The following is a 20,916-nucleotide window of genomic DNA, read 5'->3' as shown; positions in this document are numbered from 1 at the left end:
CCTCTAGTTGGCTGCTTTTTGTCCTAAAAGTGATTGAATGGCCACTTTCATTCCCTTTGTCTCAATATTGAAAAGATCATTCGTAATAGCAGCGGCTAACCCCGGGACTTGGTTTAAATCCATTTCCCAAAGCTTCTCGTATCCCAATACATTAGAAACGATCTCTTGAATACTGTCGATTGTCCCATTGTATTGACTCCATTGAACGCTAAATAAATCCAATACGTCCTGGTCATCTGCTAACTGAATCTCTTCGTCACCTCTTTTTCCTTTATAAAATGCGATAAGCGCAGCAAAAGAGAAGACAAGTTTCCTTGGTAATTCATGCTTTCGGCCATAATATTCCATTAGAGTAGGCAAATCTCTTGTCTTAAACTTAGACAATGAGTTGAGTGAGATGCTTAATAGGAAATGCTGCATAAACGGATTCCTAAATCGATCTAACACAGCCTCTGCAAATGAACATAATTCTTCAATCGGCAAATCGAGAGTTGGAATGATTTCTTCATTAATAAGCTCTTTAACAAATTGCCCAGTTACTTTATCTTCAACCGCTTGCGATACTGTATTGATTCCGTATAAATAAGATACAGGTGTCATCGCCGTATGGGTACCATTTAAAATACGTACCTTAATTGTCCGATAAGGAGTTAAGTCATCAACCACCAATGTATTTAATCCTGCCAAATGTGCCGGAAATTCTTCAGTAATCGATTGTGGACCTTCGATTATCCATTGATGGTATTGTTCACCTACGACAAGCAGATGATCTTGATATCCAAGTTCGTCTGTTATTTCTTCCACACTTTCCCTTGGATAGCCTGGTACAATTCGGTCAACAAGACTATTACAGAATGTATTCGCCTCGTGAATCCAAGCAGTAAAACCTTCCCCTAAATTCCAAAGTTCTGCGTATTTTAAGACGATTTCCTTTAAATGTTCACCATTACGCTCAATCAGTTCACAAGGAATAATAATAAAACCCTTTTCGTGATTACCTTGAAATGCATTGTAGCGCTCATATAAAAAAGCCGTTAATTTTCCAGGAAAACTTCTTTGCGGGCGATCCTCTAAAGAATCATTTTCATCAAAGACAATTCCCGCTTCTGTAGTATTTGAAAAGATAAACCTCAGGTCTGGATTGCCAGCAAGTTCAAGATATTGATCATATTCATTGAAGAGGTTTATGCCTCTAGAAATACTGGTAATAATGGAATGCTCTTGAACAGCTTTTCCTTCCTTCATCCCCTGTAAGTAGAGTGTAAACAGTCCATCCTGTGCATTTAACTTCGCAATCTTTTCTTGCCCGCGAGGCTGGACAACTACAACACTGCCGTTAAAAATTCCCTGTTTATTCATTACATCTATTTGCCAATCAACAAATCCTCTTAAAAAGTTCCCCTCGCCAAATTGCAGAACTTTCTCAGGATATTTCGGGCGGTCCTTTACTACGCTATTCGTTAAAACTTCCATGAATGCTCCTCCTCATCATTGGGGCATTTAAAATTTAAAATACTCTTTTGCATTATCATACGAAATCCCTTGCACGATTTTCCCTAAAAATTCCGTATCATTAGGGACTTCACCATTTTCCACCCATTGACCAATGAGATAGCAGAATAATCTTCTAAAATATTCATGCCTAGTGTAGGATAAGAAGCTCCTAGAATCCGTCAGCATTCCGATAAAACGAGTGAATAGACCAACATTCGCTAATGCCTGCATTTGATCAAGCATTCCTGTTTTATTATCATTAAACCACCATGCTGTTCCAAACTGGATTTTCCCTGGAATTCCTCCACCTTGAAAATTACCAATCATCGCTGCAATAACGGTATTATCATTAGGATTTAAAGAATAAATAATCGTTTTAGGAAGGGCGTTGTCCCCTTCCATTGCATTTAATAATTTGGCCAAAGGCTTTGCAATTTCCTCATCATTAATAGAATCATAGCCAGTATCAGGTCCCAATTTGTTGAACATTCTCGTATTATTATTTCTTAATGCATTAATATGGAGCTGCATCGCCCAGTCTAATTCGGAATAGAGTTTGCCAAGGAATGTTAATGTATAGCTTTTATATTTCTTTTCATCCTCAATTGAAACCTTTTGACCTTTCAGTGCCTCTTCAAAAATCTGTGCTGCTTCTTCTTTTGTTGTATCGGCGTACATCATCACATCAATCGCATGGTCCGAAACTCTTCCTCCAATAGAGTGAAAAAAACGAACTCTTGATTCAAGTGCCTGTAAAAAACCATCATACGTATCAAAAGCGATACCAGAAACCTCTTTTAGCTTATTCACCCAGTCGAGATAACCATCGCGATTAATTTCAAGTCCTTTATCTGGTCGAAAGCTAGGCAGTACTTTTACATCAAATTCTGACTCTTCTTTTAAAAGTTGATGATATTCAAGACTATCCACAGGATCATCAGTCGTACAAACCACTTGTACATTCGATTTTTTAATAAAATCCCGCGCTCCAAAACCTTCACTATTGAGTAAGGCATTTACCTTCTCCCAAATCGCCGGAGCACTTTCTTCATTCAGCAGCTCATTAATCCCAAAATATCGTTGTAACTCTAAATGAGTCCAATTAAACAATGGATTTCCAATTGTCATTGGAACCGTCCTTGCCCAAGCCATGAATTTATCATAATCACTCGCACTGCCAGTAATGAATTCTTCATGTATCCCATTACTGCGCATTAACCGCCATTTGTAGTGGTCTCCTGCTAACCAGATATCAGTAATATTTTTAAACTTCTTATTTTCGTATATTTCCTTTGGACTTAAATGGCAATGATAGTCAATGATTGGCATATCCTTTGCATATTCGTGATACAACGTTACCGCTGTTTCATTGTTTAGTAAGAAATTATCATCCATGAAGCTTCGCATTTTGTGCACCTATCTTTCTTTTAATAGTTTAACTCTATCTATGCATTTCCGAATTTATCCTGTAAGTATTCAATGCTTCCATCTATATATGGTTCCTGTGTGCTTTCTATTAAAATATTTATATATGGCTTTTTCTGTTTTAATAAGTTAAATAGAAAATGATAATTTAACAGTCCTTGACCTACTGGAACCATTTTTACCTGTTCATCCTCAATAACAAAATCCTTTGCATGGACAATTACCATTCGGTCAAAAAACAGATCAAAGGCTTCTTGTATAACTCTTTCTTGATTTAGATAATTATCCTTGGAGATGAAATTTGCAGGGTCATAAATCACCTGAAGATTGTTTGATGGAACAAGATCAAGCAGTCTCTTCATCCGCTTTGGTGTATGAATCGGATGGTTGATTCCACCCTCAATCCCTACAATCACGCCAAATCTTTCTGCTTCTTCCACAAGCTCCCTGACACTCTCGACTACTTCCAGAAAAGGCTGTTCTCCAAAATTCTCTTCTGTATAGACAATATCCGCCTGAACATTTCCTGTCTCCGTTCCGACAATACTGCAGCCAAAATCTCTTGCAAACCGAAGATGCTCCTTGAATCTCTCCATCCCTTTTCTTCTATCATCGTGGTTAGGATGAATCATGTTAAAATAACACCCTAAAACAGCTATTTGGATATCCTGCTTGTCAAAAATACGTTTTATCTTTTGAGCAAAACCAGGACTTAAACTTCCTAACCCAGAATTGATATCCTTTAAGGATTTGCCTAATGCTAACTGAACAGAGCTGAGCCCTTTTTTGGCTATTATATTAACTACATTTTCAATTGAGGGGTCTTTGATATCATGTGCCCGGATTCCTATATTTGCTGCCATATCCATCCTCCAGTATTCTTCCGTTCATTTCCTTACAGATAGATTATATTAATGAATGAAAGGGGTTACAATTAAACCCTGCAAATCCCTTAAAATCTTAAACAATCTTCTTAAAAATTTCATAATATTAAAAATCCGATTGAAATTTCCAATCGGATTACTTTTTTGTCTATTCATTTAAATTTTTTCTTAAATTCTGCTGGTGTAAATCCAGTATATTTCTTAAAACATATACCAAAATATTGAGGATTACTATACCCGACCTGTTCACAAACTTCATACGTTTTTATATTGCCTTCACTAAGAAGTTCCATCGCCCTTTTCATTCGCAGTTCTAACAAGTAATCTCCAAAGTTAAACCCTTTCTCCATTTTAAATAGATTACTCAAATAGGGAGTACTAACGTGGATTAACTCGGCCACCTTTTGAAGGGTTAAACTGCTGTCATGGAAATTCCCCTGGATATATTTGATTGCTTGGTCAACATGGCTATAATAATTATTTTCCTTCTTTTTATACATAACCGAGGACCATTCTTCAATCAGATTGTTCATGATTTCGATCATTTCCTTAAGGGTTCGAATTTCCATAATGTCTTTATATACTTCAGATGAATTAAAGCTATTTGTTGTATCTTCCTTTTTCCATTTTTCAATTTCAAAAAAGACCATGGTACTAAATTTTAATGCCAGGACTTTTAGATCTGATAGAGCAACACTTTTTCTATCCACAATGGCTTTCTCTAATTCTATGAGTGTTTCATTTGCCTTTTCAGGCAGACCAGACTTAATATGATTTTCTAATTTCATTTCTAATTCAAGGACCAGATCTTCTTTTTGATCACACCTAGAAACTGTTTCATCCAACGAAATTACCCTGCCAGTCCCCATTATATGTCTCATATCCAAGGCTACTCGAGCTTCTAAAAATGATTTGCCGACTTCAAACAGGTTTGGATAAGCTCGTCCATGTGTAATGGTAATGCTATCATCTATTTCTTTACACAAATAATTGAATAAAGCTTGAGCCAGCTCACCTTTTCTTGAATCTTGATCATTTTCAAGCGATAAAAGGATTACATGCTCGCCGATATCCGCATTCATCACTGTACAATTTAATTCATTAAAATAGGCAGAAGTAAAACTTGTAATCTTTTCTTTTATAGAGTGTCCTTCAAGTTCACGCTCAATCGTATTCTTAACAAGAATAACCGCATAATAAGGACCCTCCATTTGAACATCAAGTCCTAGCAGCTCGGTCTCGACATCAATGCGGTAATCGCCTTCTCTACTCAACTTTTGGAATAATTTCTGCTGCAGTAATGGCAAGGACTCTATTATTCTCTTTTCTTTCACTGATTCTTTTTCCCAGTCAGCTGCTGCTTCTTTGGCTTTACTTAGCAAATATTCCGAATCAACTGGCTTTAACAGATAGTCAAATGCTTTCAGTTTAACAGCTTCCTGTGCATATTTAAAATCTTCATACCCAGTCAAAAAAATAATTCTTGTCTCGGGGCTTTTTTTCTTAATCTGTTTTGCCATTTCTAACCCACTCATAAAAGGCATATTAATATCAGAGACAACCACTTGCGGCTGTTCCTTTTCGATTAACTCTAATGCCAACTCACCGTCTCCTGCTTCTCCTGCTATAACAAAACCATGCTCTCCCCATGGGATTGCCTGGCATATGCCTTTTCGAATAATTCTATCATCTTCTACAACAATTACTTTATGCATATTTATCAATCTCCCCTTTTGTTTTGGGAATCGTAATGCTCACAACTGTCCCATAACCAGGTTCACTTGCAAGGGTTAAGCCGTATTCGTTTCCAAAGTGTATTTTTATTCGTTCGTTTACACTTTGCAGACCGATACCAAGATACTTCTTTTTCTCCTGATATGATGCTTCTATTTCCAGCAAAATATCTTTTAATTTTTCCGGTTGTATTCCATTCCCATTATCTCTAACCTCTAAATGGATGGTATCCCCAACTTGATATCCGCGAATCGTTATTTTTCCTTGCCCTCGTTTTTGCTTTACCCCATGGTAGATGGCATTTTCTACAAGAGGCTGCAATGAAAGTTTAATAATATTATAAGAAAGAATCTCTTTGTCCATTTCAATTTCATAAGAAAAATCATCGCCATAGCGCATTTCCTGTATAAACAAATAATGTTGAATATGTTCCATTTCTTCATGAATGGGAATAATTTCTCTTCCTTTACTAATACCAATCCGGAAAAAACTTGCAAGAGCACTAATCATTTGACTAGCATCTTTATTCAGACCCATATCACACAATCCTTTAATCGAATACATAGTATTATAAAGAAAGTGAGGATTAATTTGGGCATGCATGATGGCAAATTCTAATTGTCGTTTCTCTTCTTGTTCTAATCGGATTTGGTCCATCAGTGTATTAATTCGGATTATTAATTCTTTAAAACCCGTATGCAGGATTTTCATTTCTTCAGGACCAGACATTTCTATATCAAAGTCAAGGTTCTGTTTATTAATCATCCCCATTTGTTTGGCCATTTTTTTAAACGGATCTGAAATATATTTTCCTACTTTGTTTGTAATAATAATTGCACTTAAAATCATTAATACAACTAATAGAATGGTGACATCTTTGATGTAATTTACTTTATTTAATATTTCATCTTGTGGTATAACAGCTGCTATTTTCCATTTATTCGAGTTTAATGTATCGTAAATGACTATCATATCTTCGCCAGCGTTATTTTCGTAGGAAAACTTACCAGCATCATCTTTCAGATTTTGCAGAGAGTTAAGAGTAGGCTGATCCAGCTTGTAATCCTTTTTTACATTTTTAGATTCATAGATTCCATCTGGACTGATAAGAGTCAAGTACCCATTGTCCCCGATTAACGATTTATTCAGGACCTGCTCAAAAAATTCTGCCCGCAAATTAAACAAAACAATACCTTTTGAGGTTGATCGATTTTTTTCAATCAATCTAAATAATGACATTACCTTATTATTTTTATTAAATTCCTGATCTTCATGAATATTTCTCCAATAAAACCCTTCTTTGTTTCCCCGGAATTTTGAAAAATACTCATCATAATTGATAATTGGATTTGAATTATAGCTTGTATGATAAAGTAAAAAACCATTTTCCTTATGATTAACTAGAACAGACTCGAGGATAACATTGTACCTTGAATAGATTAGCTTTAAATTATTATCAATTTCTACATAAGATTCTGGCTTTATCTCAGATACTTCTTTATCTACTAATGATAAGATTCTAGGATCATTGGATAAGGAAACGAGCTGCTGAAAAACATCTGCCAGCGTATTATCAAGATAATTCTTTGTTTGAAAGATGGTATCATTTACATTTTTATAGGCATTTTCTTCTATCTGTGCCGTGGCAAGCAGTGATGACACCCATCCTGTAATTAATATAAAAAGTATAATAATAGGTAGATAGAGAGTATTAATGGTGGACTTGAAAGAATAGAAAAAATATTTGCGAACGAAATTTTTAATCTTTACAGCTGTCATAGAAGGAACTCCCTGTTAGTATATAAATTCTTACTATTCCCTATTTTTTAATTGTAACCGTTTTCGTATTTTATCATAATAATAATTTATCGGTCAATTGGATAACAGAAAGAGCAGCTAGACGATAAATCTAGCTGCTGTCGTTTATTTTACTTCTGGACCGAACAATCTTAATGCTATGACGTGTTCATTACCTGTATTCACTAATGTAAAATTTGAAACTTGTGCCGGAATAAATAATTGGTCACCTTTCTTTAAAGACAAACGATCCTCACCTGTCAGGACATCGGCCTTGCTAGATAGAATATAAAGACCGGAAAACACTCCGTCACCCTGAATTTCACTCTCAGTTTGGACTTCAACTTGAGTCATTCTAAAATACGGTGTACGATTATAACCTATGAGTTCAACTTCCTTACTGCCAGCTGATTCTGTAACAATTTCTGGGGCTACCTGCCAGTTTGCCAGCGTTTCTTCTCTGGTAAAAGTATCGTACTTGAAAATATCAAACATCTTTTCAAATCCAAGTCCCTGATGGATTAGAAAATCATCAATTTCTAGCCCTGAAGGTGATGTTTTTTCTAAGCGGATGGTAATGTCTGAAGGCTCTTGAATTTCGACCAATAAACAACCTGAGCCAATAGCATGGGGAATACCAGCTTCGACTAAGAAAGTGTCTCCTGGCTGAACATAGTATTTATGTAAACACTCAAGCATCCCTTCTACATCTTGTTCTTCAAACAATGCTTTCCATTGTTCTCTCGTTACACCTGGTTTAAACCCCATATATACATAAGGTGGTTCGCCGTCAATTTCCCTGCCGCCAACAAAGTGCCAGCATTCCGTTTTACCGTACAATGAATTAAATAACTCCTGTGCCTGATTCCTGTCAGGATGTGCCTGCATAATCAATCGCTCGGCAGTATCGATTAATTTAACCAATACCCCTGTTTGCTTTCCGAATTTTTCTACATGTTTTTTCCCTAAGAACTCTACAGGATTTTTGTCAACTAAGTCTTTTAAGAAAATGTCCCTGTCAGGAAGGTCTAATTTGCTTAATCCTTCATCCTGAATATGTTGCCTGTCGGCATTCCTGTTGGTAGAAATAATTGACATCATCCATTCTTCTGGGTACCTGCTATCCTTCGGGTCACTGATACCATGCAGTTCATCTAAGAGTTTTCCACCTATGTAAGTCCGCCATGATCTGGTTGGTGATAACTTTATTGGCTGGGATCCATCAATCTTAATAGTAGCAGCATTCAAGGGAATTAACCTCCTAAAAATAAATGTATATAAGAACAGAAAGCTCCCATTTAATCGGAAGCTTTCTATTTACTTAAAAGTGTTTATTTTAACTTAAGCGTTTTGCTTGGCCCAAAACCACTCCAACGATAGCCCTCTACCTTAACAAGACCATTTGGAATACAATCGGAAAGTCTTTCTCTCTTTGAATATTTGATTCCTTTTCCGACAGCTTCTACTTTAAACGTATACTCTTTGCCTGATTCAAGACCTTCTACCGTATAAGTAGTATTCGCCGTTGTCAAACTTGCGTTAATTGGTGTAAACTCAGCACCCTCTGGCATAATTGGCTGTCCATTCACATAAACACGGTATCCAATTACTTCTTGGTTGTTAGCCTTTGCCTTGTTCCATGAGAGAGTCACACTTGTTTTGTCTTTTTCGACTTTTGTTCTTAATGCTCCATTAAACGTTGGTGCTCCAATTGCATAAGGAGCAGCTGTTGCAATTTCAAGGGAAGCGTTGTAAGGTGTCTTGTTTCCTGCTAAATCAACTGCTTCCACTGTAACATCATATTTTGTACCTGGTTTGAGATTGGATAATGTATAGTTGTTTGTTTTAGCAAATCCAGATAATTTCCCGTTCGCATATACGTTATAACCGGCAATGCCTGTTTCGTCACTTGCTGCTTCCCATGTAACTGAAGCCCAAGTAAAGCCTGGGTATACAACCTCAACTGCCTTGCCGCTGAATGTATCACTGGCTGGAATTGTAGTTGTTGGTTCTTTGATCTCAGTATTTCCTGGAAGCATTGGAGCTGTTACATCGGCTGCCCCTGATGTTCTAACTTTGGTTATTGGGCCATCAGAAGTACGATTTCCATATGCGTCTGTTGCTTCTACCTTAAAGGTGTATTTTTCAGCAGGTGATAAACCAGAAACCGTAAAGCTTGTTTCACTCGTCGTCATATAGTCAGAGCCAATCTTCTCGCCATCTTTAAAAACAGTATATCCCGCTACGCCTGCATTGTCGGTTGCAGCATCCCAAGTTAAGGTCACACTCTTCCCATCCTCTGATGAGACTGTTTGTAATGCAGCACCTTTAGGCCACTTTGGTTTTTGTAAGGCATCTTCTGGAGCCGCTGTCGTATTTTGAAAATCTAGACCTGTAGAGTTTGTAATTCTCCATGGATTGCCATTATTATCTTTAACGTTCGTAAAATCCACATTAATAAATTTAAAGTCTTTTGCATAATCCATTTTCACGGAATACACATTATCAAACTTTACATCTTTAAACGTGATATTTTCGTGATATACTTCTCCAACATCATTATTACCTTGGACGAGGATTGCTTGTTTCTTGCTGCCGCCTTGGTTGCGTACAGTCGTATTTTCAATCTGCATATCTCTAAATTGCGATATTTTCTGAGCTGGTTCATATAGAATTGCAGCATTGGCATCCTCATAGGAAGAAGTAAAAACAAATGGTCCATCACCATCAATGCCTTCTAATGCATTATCCCGGAACAGGATGTTTCTTGCTCCTCCACCCATCGGTGTATTGGTTTTGCTGCGTAAACCAACATCGGTTTTATACATGATATTGTCTTCGACAACAAAGTCTTGAATCCAGCTGCCTGTATGACTTCCTGTTACCACGCCTCCATGGCCTTCTCGAATATAGTTGTTAAAGATCCATGCATCTCCAGTCGGCTCTTTGTCTGCTGCAGCCTGTCCCATACCTGCTGCAAAGTTAATCGCATCATCGCCGGTATCAACAAAGTTATTGAAGACCATAATATGCTGGGAATCACCAAACTCATAACCATCCGCATTATTGGCATCGTAAGTTTTTGAAATCGTACCGTTTACAACAATATTTTTGCTATGAAGGTTTACAATTCCGTGGAAAGCAGGATTCAACTGTGTAAATCCTTCATAATACATGCCGTCTACACCACGCACAGTAATCAAGCTTGAACGCGTTGAATAAGCAGATTTCACGTTCATCCCCATCTCTTGAGAGGCATACGATTGGGCTGCACCTAAAATACCAAGTGTATTTGGAGAAGAAAGATTTAGCGGACTCATCTCTCCATTCTCTACTCGTACATTCCCAGTCACTTTAGAGTTATTGCCGGCAAAGTAAAATGGCAGTTCATTACCTATTTCGTCAATGGTCGGGTGTTTTGAAGGGTCCTCCTTCCAGCCATTGCCATCGATAGTTCCCTTCCCTGTAATTCTAATATTTTTTAGACTGCCATAATCGTAAGTATGTGCATTGATTAAGGAATAGGAACGCTCATCCGTTGAGTAATCGTATACCCAGAAATTCCTGCTATAATCAGTCGCATCATCTGAACCTATTAAATATCCATCCACTTGTAATGTCATATCAGATTTAAGCCATAACTCGCCGGAAATAAATTTCCCTTCTGGAATTACTACTTTCGCACCTTTTGTTGCTGCATTAATAGCTGCTTGAATCGCTTCTGTATCCTTTGAGTCATCATCTGGAGTGGCACCAAATTCAACAATGTCGAAAACCTCTGGTACTGGTGTTGTTTTACCGGCAATCTTATTTGAAGGTGCTGACTCAACTCCATCTTTATTAACAGAAGTCACATAAAACTCATAAGACGTGTTGGATTTTAAATTCTCCACTGTGAAATTATGAATGAGAATGTCGACATGAAAATCTTCTTTATCAATATTTTTGTAGAAATTATCGATATACTCCTTTGCCGGGCCGCCGTTATCCTTTAAAGCACTTCCGATTTTTTTCCCATCCATATAAACATTAAAATCTACGATATCCTTATAATTCTCAGGTTTCTCCCACACAAGGGTGATGCTGTCTTCATCAAAAGCAAGAGTCGGTATCTGTAAGTTTACAGGTGCCTCCGGTGCAGTAGTTTGTGTTTTTGCCAAAGATGCTGCTCCTAAGTTACTGAATACTAGCAATATTGCAAAAAATAAAGAGAGACTTGTTTTAAATATTTTCAACTCTTATTACCACCTTTTATCTGTCTTTTGTGAAGCACCTTATCCTATGCAAAAATATGCATAGGATAAGGTTCAACCAATATAAAATTCTTTCGTAGAATACCAGTTTTACTTTAATAGGTCGTAGTATGCCATACTAGCTAAAAGGAAGGCACCCATTCCATGCAAATCATTTTCAGATGTTGGACGGGATACATAGTAGTCGTATGTTCCAGCGGAAGTACCAATTACAATTCCTTTTAATGTAAATGAGGATTCATCACTTTCTACCATATGCTCTAATAATCCTGCATAGGCTTTATCACAAACTTCACGGTAAGAATCATCCACGATGCCAAGCTTAACTGCCTTTGCAATAAAATATAAAAAGAGAGCAGAGCAGGAAGATTCTAACCAGTTATCTGGACGGTCTCCTTTATCAACGACATTGTACCAAAGGCCAGATTCTGCATCCTGGAATTTTACGATAGCTGGAATAAAGCTTTGAAGGGATTGAATCCATTCTCCCTGACCACGTTTCTTATCTCCCAATACTTCTAACAAATCAATCAATGCCGCGCCATACCAGCCTACTGAACGCCCCCAGAAGTCTGGAGAACAGCCTGTTATAGGGTCAGCCCATGGCTGAACTTTTTTCTCATCCCAAGCGTGGAAGAGCAGCCCAGTTTTTGGATCTGTCATATGTTTTCTCATCAGCTTTTCTTGAAGCAGTACATGCTGAACCAATTCTTCTTCTTGAAAATGATTGCTGTACATAAGCATGAATGGTCCACCCATAAAGAGACCATCTAACCACATTTGATAAGGGTATTTTTCCTTATGCCAGAATCCATTTTCAGTTGTTCTGTTAATGGTGTCTAGTGCGCTTCTTAATTTCTTAGCCGCAATCATATATTTAGGATTCTTTGTCTTTTCATATAAAGGAAACAATAGGATCCCCGGCATGATAGAGTCTAGTTGATCTCTCTCGAAAACAACATTTCCTTCTTCGTCAATTAGGTGATCAAAATATGCTTGAATATAGTTGAAGTACTCTTCCTTGCCTGTTTCCTGCCAAACTCTATACATTCCATATAGGAAAACACCTTGGTGATAGTGGAACCAATTTACTGGAGGCAAATCCTCAGCACGGAAAGTGTTCATTAATGCCTGGCATGCCTTTTCTGCCATCATTAGCGGCGTTTCAGTTCTGATTTTATCTGTTGTTTTTCCCATTATTCTATCTCCTTCTCATTGATCTAATTAGTCGCCCATATAGGGAAACTGGGTGTTAATAGAATCAACACCCAGAATAAATATTTAATTACTTCTTAAATGTTTTGTCATACTTTTCTTTTGAGTCTTCAATAGCTTTTGCCCACTCATCTAGGAAATCTTTTGCTGACATTTTTCCACTCATGACCGCTTGTACCCCTGGATCTACGACACCATCTAGAATCGCACGATAATCTGGCAGATAGAATGGCGGTTCATATAATTTTGTGTCAGGGTCATTGTATACTTCAAAAGCTGTTTTGATATGCTGTGCTTCTTGAACCCATTCATCATCTAACACATCTGAGTTGGTAGGGATTTGACCAGTTTGTTGGTTCCAATAGCTTTGCGCTTCTTCTGAGTTAACAAACTCTACGAATTTCCATGCTTCGTCAGCATGTTCAGTAGATTTGAAGATACCAAGGTTTACTGCATTACCACCTTCTGCAACATATTTACCATCTTTTTCAGTTGTTGGAAGTGGAATTAACTTGTAAGAACCATCTGGTAATGCTTTTTTGTGCTCTCCATAAGAGCCAGGATTGTGGTGTACCATTGCTACAACACCAGTATCAAAGCCGGCAATCATTTCTTTATAGCCATTTGTGATATCACTCTTTGGCGTTAATTTATCATAGTAAGAGAAATACTTTTCAACAAATTCTACGTGTTTAGGATCATTAATATTGGTCTTGCCGCTCTTATCAAAAAAGTCTAATCCACTATAAGCAAACATCGCTCTTTGAATAGTGAAGGACGCACCTGCACCACCACGGATAGTAAAACCATAACGGTTATTAGCTTCATCTCTCATTTTTTCAATAACGGTAAAGAATTCGTCCCAAGTTTTAGGCTCTTGTACACCAGCTTGTTCAAACCAGTCTGTACGAATCCATAATGAATCTAAATTCTGTGCATATGGAATACCATATAGCTTTCCATCTTGAGTTATTTTCTTATTTACACCAGTAGCACTTGGGTTAATTTTCTTGCTGACCTCAGACTTCTTGAAGTAGGAATCTAGCGGCAGCAAAGCTTCTCGTATTGAGAATTCTGGCAGCCAAGTTGTTTGCATAGAGCCAATATCCGGAGTATCATCTGCTGCAATCGCTGCATCGTATTTTGACTTAGCTGAACTATTTGGAATACCAACATACTCAATATCAATATTAGGATTCTTTTCTTCAAAGCGTTTAATTACTTCTTCCCAAACAGGGGTACGTGCTGGACCTGCGTTTTCATCCCAAAATTGAAGTGTTACAGGTTCATCCGATTTTGCCGCTTCTTTCTTAGTTGGTTTAGTAGCAGCTTCTTCTTTACCGCCGCAGCCTGCAAGTAACATTCCTGTTGCCATTGTTAGTGCAAGTACAGAGGTTGTCATTTTTTTCTTAATCATGGTAATGCCCCCTTAAATATTTTTATAATTAGCCTTTTACAGCTCCACCCATGCCGTTTACTAGGTGTTTCTGTGCATAGGCAAATAATATAACTGCAGGAATTAAAGCGATTACACTTCCAGCTGCCAAAGCACCATAGTTTATACTAAATTCTCCCAGCATCGTACTTAATCCAACAGGGAGCGTGAACTTAGATTGTTGATTGGTCAGCATCAGTGCGATTAAGAATTCATTCCAAGTGTAAATGAAAGTAAATACTCCTGTTGCTACTATCCCAGGCAATAACAATGGGAATACTACGTGACGCAGTGATTGAAGCTTCGAACATCCATCAATCATCGCTGCTTCTTCTAATTCTTTTGGAACATTCGAAATAAAGCCGCTCATCAAGATTGTCGTAAACGGAATTTCGATTGCTGTATAAGTAATGATTAGTGAAAGTGGATTACTGATTAACCCCAGATTTTTGAAGATGACGAACAATGGAATAATCATCATCGCTCTTGGAATAAATTGAGTACACAATAGCATGATCATAAAACTGCGTTTTCCTTTGAACTGGTATCTGCTTAATGCATAACCAGATAAAGTCGAACAGACAAGCACAACCAAAACCGTAGAAACCCCAACAATTAAACTATTTTTAAAGAAAGTAGCAAACCCTACGTTGGTCCAAGCAGTGACAAAGTTTTCAACCGTGGGACTTACCGGCAGGTACTGCAAAGGACGTTTTACGATATCTCCTTCAGGTTTAAAAGCTGTATTAATGGTCCAGTAGATTGGAAAGATGGTAAAACTCAACAACATGGCTAAAGGAAGGTATAAAGTTAATAGTTTGTCGACTTTTTTATTTGCTGTAAACATCTTTCAAATCACTCCTTTTCATAACGCGATAGTTTCAGATAAAGGATGGCGAAAACTAGTAAGATCCCAAATGAAACGACCGTTAATGCTGACCCGTATCCAAAGTTGCTTCCATGTACGGCTAAATCTGCAATATACATAGTAAGTGTTGTGGTTGAATGAGCAGGGCCGCCACCCGTTAAGTTAAATAATAGGTCAACGTTATTAAACTCCCAAACTACTCTTAGTAATGTAGTGAGCACAATCGTATTTTTTAATTGTGGTAATGTTACATAAATAAACGATTTCCATCTGCTCGCACCATCTACTTTTGCTGCTTCATATAATTCATTTGGAATACTTGATAATGAGGCTAATAATGTGATGGCAAAGAACGGAATACCTCTCCACAATTCAGCAATAATAACTGATGTAAAAGCTGTCGATGTACTTGCTAAGAATGCCTGTGGTTCATCAATAATCCCGATTTTCATTAGTAAGTCATTAAGTACACCCATATGTTCATTGAACATTAATGACCACATAGTTGATGCAAGCACCCCTGAAATCGCCCAAGGAATAAAGGCCACCGCACGTACCATACCCCTAAACTTAAACGTTTGGTTCAAAAGTAAGGCAAGTATCATACCAAACACTAATTGAAGACCTACTTCTGTTACTACCCATTTCAAACTATTTATTAAACTAGGGATGAACATTTTGTCATTCGTAAATATTTCTTTAAAGTTCTCTAAACCGGCAAAGCCATTATAATAGGGTGCAGACACATCATAGTGTTGAACACTGTAATAGAATACAGTCGCTATCGGATAAAAAAGAAAACCTAAGATAATAAGGAAAGAGGGCAGTATAAAAAGGTAGGGAACCCATTTATCCTTCTTGACTTTCTTCCGATTCACCGCCTTTTTGCTGTTAATAACAGTTTCAGTAACACCTTGTGATAAACTCATCTAGTTTCCTCCTCTCTGTTTTTTATAATAAATGAAAACGGTTTCTTTAATAATTAAAGATTTTAAGATGATTGATTAAAATTTTAAGATATTTCTAATAATAGCTAAAATAAAAAAGCATCCGATGCTTTTTTGCACCGAATGCTAAGTTATCCTTCGTTATAGATATCATTCATCGTATTGTCGTTTGGCCTCTTCCATCGCTTTTGCCCATCTTTCTAGGAATACTTCTACAGTCATTTTTCCACTTAGCACCGATTGGGTCCCTGTATCGACAATTGTATTTAAGATCGTACGATATTCAGAGAGATAGAATGGCGGCTCAAAAAGGATGGTTTCTGGATCATTATAAACTTTCTGGGCTGTCTGAATATGCGATTGAGTCTTGAACCAGTCCTCATTTAGTACATCTATATGTGTAGGAATTTGGCCGACACTTTGATTCCAAAAGCTTTGCGCTTTTTTCGAAGTAATATACTCAATAAATTTCCATGATTCCTTTGGATGCTTCGTTCCTTTAAAAATACTAATGCCAATCGTATTGCCGTCTTCCGCAACATGATGGCCATTTAGTGATTTTGGTAATGAGATGGCTTCAAATTGGCCAGAATCCAAGGATTTGGCATGTTCAGCAAAAGATCCTATATTATGATGCACCATCGCTATCTTCCCTGAATCAAATCCAGCAATCATCGCCTTATAATCATTTGTAATATCGCTTATAGGGGTATAATGCTGGTACAAGGCAAAATATCTTTTTAAGAATTCCACATGCTTTGGATCATTTATCGTACTCTTCCCGTCTTTGAAGAATGTCTCAATGCCTGAATAGGCATACATCATTCGTTGTAACTGGAAAGAGCCCCCTGCTCCTCCACGGATTGTAAAACCATAACGATTATTTGACTTATCTGTTAATATTTCAGCAGCAGTAAAGAACTCGTCCCATGTATTGGGAGGGGTCAAATTAGCATCTTTAAACCAATCAGACCGAATCCAAAGAATATCTAGGTTTTGTGTATAGGGAATCCCGTATAACTTTTGGTTACTCACCATACGCTTATTAAATTCTATCGCACCTTTATTGATTTTGCTGTTTTCACTCCAACTTGAAAAATAAGAATCTAGCGGCAGTAAGGCATCACGCCTCGAAAACTCTGGCAGCCAACTAGCATAAACACTAGCCACATCAGGAGTTTCCCCTGAAGCAATCGCTGCATCAAACATCGCTTTTGCTGAATCCTTAGGCAATCCGATGTATTCGACATCAATGGCTGGGTTTTCTTTTTCAAACCTGGCAATTAAGTCCTCCCAAATTGGTGTCCTTTGCGGCCCAGTATTATCATCCCAAAAAACGATTTTAACTACTTCATCTTCTTTTGAGTTTGACTTTTGGGTCATAGAGCCATTACTATTGCACGCTGTAAGCACCAATCCAATGATTACAATCAGGATCATTACAAAAGTTGTTAGATTCTTCCGAAACATGATTTAATCTCCTCTTTGATTAGCACCAAACTAAAAGTATAAAATCATTCTACACTTTTTTAATAAGAATTTCTTTAATGTTTATAGGTTTCTTTTCAGCAACTGAGCGCCATACAGCTTCACCAACTGCGACGGAATAAGCCCCTGCCTCCGATCCTGCCAAAATCTCATAATTACGTGCCGGGTCCGGACCGAGAAATAAATCGGCTAATAGAATAGGGTCTCCACCGCCATGTCCTCCCGGTTCTTGAACAAGTTCAATACTTTCTTTTCCGCCAAAAAGAGGGTAATAGTCTATCTTTTGTTCAGGGTATTCAAACGGAATACGAGAAGGTTCATGGTACTCAGTCGTTTCAATTCTTCCCTTCGTTCCATTAATAGCCAATCGGTATCCTTCATATGGGGCAGAAAAATTAATGGAGTAGCTTAGCATACTACCGCCATCATATCTTACCGCGGCCACATAGGTATCCTCAATTGAAATTTCTTCATCAAATATACAGGCATCCGGCCGATAATTTGAATAAGGTACCTCCTTTTCATACACACCTGCTAAAAGATGATCATCTCTAACATCTGAGTTCCCAATTCGCGGGTTCCAGCGTCTAAAATAACTGCAGTCATTCCTTACATCACATGTGCCGCAATAACGGCCAGACTCCTTCCTTGGGTTCGCTTCACCATCTTGACCAAAGTAATTTAGTGAGCCATATGCAAATACTTCTTCAGGCTTTTGGTCTAACCACCAATTAATTAAATCAAAGTGATGGGTAGATTTATGAATAGACAGTCCTCCAGAAATTTCACGATTCCGATTCCATCTTTTAAAATAGCTCGAACCATGGTAGGTATCTATATACCAGTTAAGATCGATGCTTGTGATTCTTCCCACTTTCCCTTCCAGAATCATTTCTTTAATCTTTCGGTGAAATGTACTGTATCGATAATTAAAGGTAACAATTACTTTCGCTTTGCTTTCTGCTTCAGCCTGCATTACTTTGTAGGCATCATCTGCTGTTGTTACCATCGGCTTTTCTGTTATCACATTCACTTGTTTTTGCAATGCTCTTACTATATAGTCTGCGTGTGTATCATCTCTCCCGGTAACTAGAACATAATCTGGTTTAGTTTGATCAATCATATCCTCAAATTGGTCCGGATTGAAGGTTGGTACATGTTCTAATTGCGGATATTTTTCTTTACAAATAGTAAACCTAAGCGGGTCAGAATCTAGTATTCCCACAATTTCATTTTCTTTTTGGAACTCATTTAAAATTGGTTTAATAAACATTTCTAATGCGCGATTACTAACACCCGTGATTACGTACTTTTTCATACAAATGTCCTCCGATTTTGAAGATTGGCATATTACTTGCCCTCATTTTACATGAAAACGGTTTCTTCCCTAATAGAGAATCTTTAGACTTTTGTGCAAAAATTTAAGATAAATTCGCTTATAATAGATTTATAGTTGTATTAAACAATAAAAGAAAAGGGATTTGGTATGAAATGATTGGTTTAGTAATAATATTAATCTTGGTTTTATTTTTACCTTTTTCAGTAAAAAAGGTCGAACACAATTTAGAAATATTCTTATTTGTAATGGGGATTTGTGCTGCTTCAATAAGCGGCATGATGGATCTTCATCTAATCAAAAAGGCTCTGGTTGATCCTATTAAAATTACCCTGGCTGTCCTAATTGCAGGATTAATTTGTAAATGGGGACAGGTTCAGCTGGAAAAATCAATCCTATGGACGAGCAGGCTGCTTACCCCAAGGATATTCTTCGGATTAACCGTTATTCTTCTAGGACTTGCATCAAGTGTCATTACAGCAATTATTGCCGCAATTGTGTTAGTCATTATTATCAATGTCCTTCCACTGGACCGTAAATCTGAAATTCGTTTTACCGTGTTAGCTTGTTTTTCGATTGGCCTTGGCGCAGCCCTCACCCCTATTGGTGAACCATTAGCAACTATAACCATTAGCAGATTAAATGAGGACTTTTTTTATCTTTTGAAATTAATTGGTCCAGAAGTTATTCCTGCGGTGGTAATCTTTGGTTTATTGACCATCCTTTTAGTTAAACCCCAAGAGAGCTCTGTGGGTTTAGCTTCTAAACAAAAAGTAGAAAGCTATAAAGAGATATTCATTCGATCTGCCAAAATCTACTTGTTTGTAATGGGACTTACCTTCCTAGGCCATGGTTTTGAGCCTTTAATTAATGAATATATTTTAGGGCTGCATCCAATGCTGCTATATTGGATTAATATGATTTCCGCCATACTAGATAATGCTACTCTCGCAGCAGCCGAAATTAGTCCAGCGATGGACCAAGCAACCATCCAGGCTGTTCTAATGGGACTTATTATTAGCGGGGGAATGTTAATACCTGGTAATATTCCAAATATTATTGCAGCAGGAAAACTCAACATTACGAGTAAAGAATGGGCAAGCTTCGGAGTTCCTGTTGGACTTATTACCATGGCCATTTATTTTATCGTTTTGTTTGTTATTTATTAAACTATTGTAAAGAAAGAATCGCATCTAACTCAAAGGTGATACGATTCTTTTTTATTTGTCCTTTTATTTAGATTGCCGGCAACTATCGACACTTAATGTTCACGAACTTCACCTTTTGTACAAAAATTAAGCAGGTTATTTTTCTTATAATAGTACTAATGTGATTTATTTAAAGGAATGGATGTGTCAAAGTGAGCAAATTATTATATATTACTGCAAATCCAAAAGGACTTGAGAAGTCAAAAGGGCTTAAAATCGGTGAGGCATTTATTAATGCAATAATAGAAGAGAGCCCAGATATGGAAATAAAAACTATCGATTTATTTACATTAGATATCGCACATATGGATGCAGAGTTAGTGTCTGCACGAGGAAAACTAGCGGGTTATGGTTATACACTTGACCAGTTAACTGACGGTGAACGTGAGAAAATACTTAAAATGCACGCACTTGCTGATGAATTTCTTTCATATGACTATTATGTTTTTGTTTCTCCTATTTGGAACTTAAGCTCCCCAGCGGTATTAAAGGCATACTTAGATAACTTATTTATTGCCGGTAAAACATTTGCTCACACCGCAAATGGCCCGAAAGGTCTACTAAGCGGAAAAAGAGCTATTCATATTAATACTCGAGGCGGTCTTTACACAGGTACACCCATGAAGGAATTAGAATGCGGAGATCGATATTTAAGAATTGCTCTTAACTTCCTAGGCATTGAAGTTATGGACACCATCATCGCCGAGGCTTTAGACCTTTATCCTCAAAAGGTAACTGAAATTGTTGAAAAAGCAAAGAAAGAAGCGATTGAAGCTGCTAAGCAAATGATACAAGCACCTATTTTTCAATAATAATAAAAAGAAAAGCTTCC

General features: G+C 37.3%; 15 protein-coding genes. 2 read left to right on the top strand and 13 right to left on the bottom strand.

Features of this window, described 5'->3' with window-relative positions:
* Nucleotides 1-3: 3 nt before the first annotated feature.
* The 13 genes from SFC47_RS00280 to SFC47_RS00220 all read right to left on the bottom strand — a co-directional run bounded on the left by SFC47_RS00280 (nucleotide 4) and on the right by SFC47_RS00220 (nucleotide 18,858).
* Nucleotides 4-1,473, bottom strand: coding sequence for a tagaturonate reductase (locus SFC47_RS00280; RefSeq protein WP_411252235.1), 1,470 nt, complete (start codon nucleotides 1,471-1,473; stop codon nucleotides 4-6).
* Nucleotides 1,474-1,500: 27 nt separating this feature from the next.
* A complete protein-coding gene (uxaC, locus tag SFC47_RS00275) occupies nucleotides 1,501-2,901 on the bottom strand; it encodes a glucuronate isomerase (protein ID WP_411252234.1) in 1,401 nt (466 codons plus the stop codon).
* 38 nt (nucleotides 2,902-2,939) lie between these two features.
* A complete protein-coding gene (locus tag SFC47_RS00270; protein WP_411252233.1) occupies nucleotides 2,940-3,782 on the bottom strand; it encodes a sugar phosphate isomerase/epimerase family protein in 843 nt (280 codons plus the stop codon).
* A gap of 173 nt (nucleotides 3,783-3,955) precedes the next feature.
* On the bottom strand, nucleotides 3,956-5,518 hold the full coding sequence (locus tag SFC47_RS00265; RefSeq protein ID WP_411252232.1) for a response regulator: 1,563 nt from the start codon (nucleotides 5,516-5,518) through the stop codon (nucleotides 3,956-3,958).
* Nucleotides 5,511-7,316 carry a sensor histidine kinase gene (locus SFC47_RS00260; RefSeq protein WP_411252231.1) on the bottom strand — a complete coding sequence of 602 codons (1,806 nt, stop codon included), beginning with the start codon at nucleotides 7,314-7,316 and terminating at the stop codon, nucleotides 5,511-5,513. Before SFC47_RS00260 ends, SFC47_RS00265 begins: the two co-directional genes overlap by 8 nt.
* Nucleotides 7,317-7,460: 144 nt before the next feature.
* Nucleotides 7,461-8,582 (bottom strand): type I phosphomannose isomerase catalytic subunit, encoded by a 1,122-nt coding sequence (locus SFC47_RS00255; RefSeq protein WP_411252230.1) that lies wholly within the window; start codon nucleotides 8,580-8,582, stop codon nucleotides 7,461-7,463.
* An 83-nt stretch (nucleotides 8,583-8,665) separates the two neighbouring features.
* A complete protein-coding gene (locus SFC47_RS00250) occupies nucleotides 8,666-11,494 on the bottom strand; it encodes a fibronectin type III domain-containing protein (protein ID WP_411252229.1) in 2,829 nt (942 codons plus the stop codon).
* 183 nt (nucleotides 11,495-11,677) lie between these two features.
* Nucleotides 11,678-12,784: a glycoside hydrolase family 88/105 protein gene (locus SFC47_RS00245; RefSeq protein ID WP_411252228.1), complete on the bottom strand. Its 1,107-nt coding sequence runs from the start codon at nucleotides 12,782-12,784 to the stop codon at nucleotides 11,678-11,680.
* 88 nt (nucleotides 12,785-12,872) lie between these two features.
* Nucleotides 12,873-14,219, bottom strand: coding sequence for an ABC transporter substrate-binding protein (locus SFC47_RS00240; protein WP_411252227.1), 1,347 nt, complete (start codon nucleotides 14,217-14,219; stop codon nucleotides 12,873-12,875).
* Nucleotides 14,220-14,247: 28 nt separating this feature from the next.
* Nucleotides 14,248-15,084: a carbohydrate ABC transporter permease gene (locus SFC47_RS00235; RefSeq protein ID WP_192652044.1), complete on the bottom strand. Its 837-nt coding sequence runs from the start codon at nucleotides 15,082-15,084 to the stop codon at nucleotides 14,248-14,250.
* Between the two features lie 8 nt (nucleotides 15,085-15,092).
* Nucleotides 15,093-16,034 (bottom strand): carbohydrate ABC transporter permease, encoded by a 942-nt coding sequence (locus SFC47_RS00230; RefSeq protein ID WP_411252226.1) that lies wholly within the window; start codon nucleotides 16,032-16,034, stop codon nucleotides 15,093-15,095.
* A 168-nt stretch (nucleotides 16,035-16,202) separates the two neighbouring features.
* On the bottom strand, nucleotides 16,203-17,522 hold the full coding sequence (locus SFC47_RS00225; RefSeq protein ID WP_411252225.1) for an ABC transporter substrate-binding protein: 1,320 nt from the start codon (nucleotides 17,520-17,522) through the stop codon (nucleotides 16,203-16,205).
* Nucleotides 17,523-17,571: 49 nt separating this feature from the next.
* On the bottom strand, nucleotides 17,572-18,858 hold the full coding sequence (locus SFC47_RS00220) for a Gfo/Idh/MocA family protein (RefSeq protein ID WP_411252224.1): 1,287 nt from the start codon (nucleotides 18,856-18,858) through the stop codon (nucleotides 17,572-17,574).
* 173 nt (nucleotides 18,859-19,031) lie between these two features.
* Between SFC47_RS00220 and SFC47_RS00215 the strand changes: the two genes are divergently transcribed.
* Nucleotides 19,032-20,045: a DUF1646 family protein gene (locus tag SFC47_RS00215; protein WP_411252223.1), complete on the top strand. Its 1,014-nt coding sequence runs from the start codon at nucleotides 19,032-19,034 to the stop codon at nucleotides 20,043-20,045.
* A gap of 191 nt (nucleotides 20,046-20,236) precedes the next feature.
* Nucleotides 20,237-20,896, top strand: coding sequence for an FMN-dependent NADH-azoreductase (locus tag SFC47_RS00210; RefSeq protein ID WP_411252222.1), 660 nt, complete (start codon nucleotides 20,237-20,239; stop codon nucleotides 20,894-20,896).
* The last annotated feature ends 20 nt before the right edge of the window (nucleotides 20,897-20,916 follow it).

Source organism: Neobacillus niacini (assembly GCF_046591715.1).
Taxonomy (GTDB): Bacteria; Bacillota; Bacilli; order Bacillales; family Cytobacillaceae; genus Neobacillus; species Neobacillus niacini_L.
This window is presented reverse-complemented; position numbering and strand designations above follow the sequence as displayed.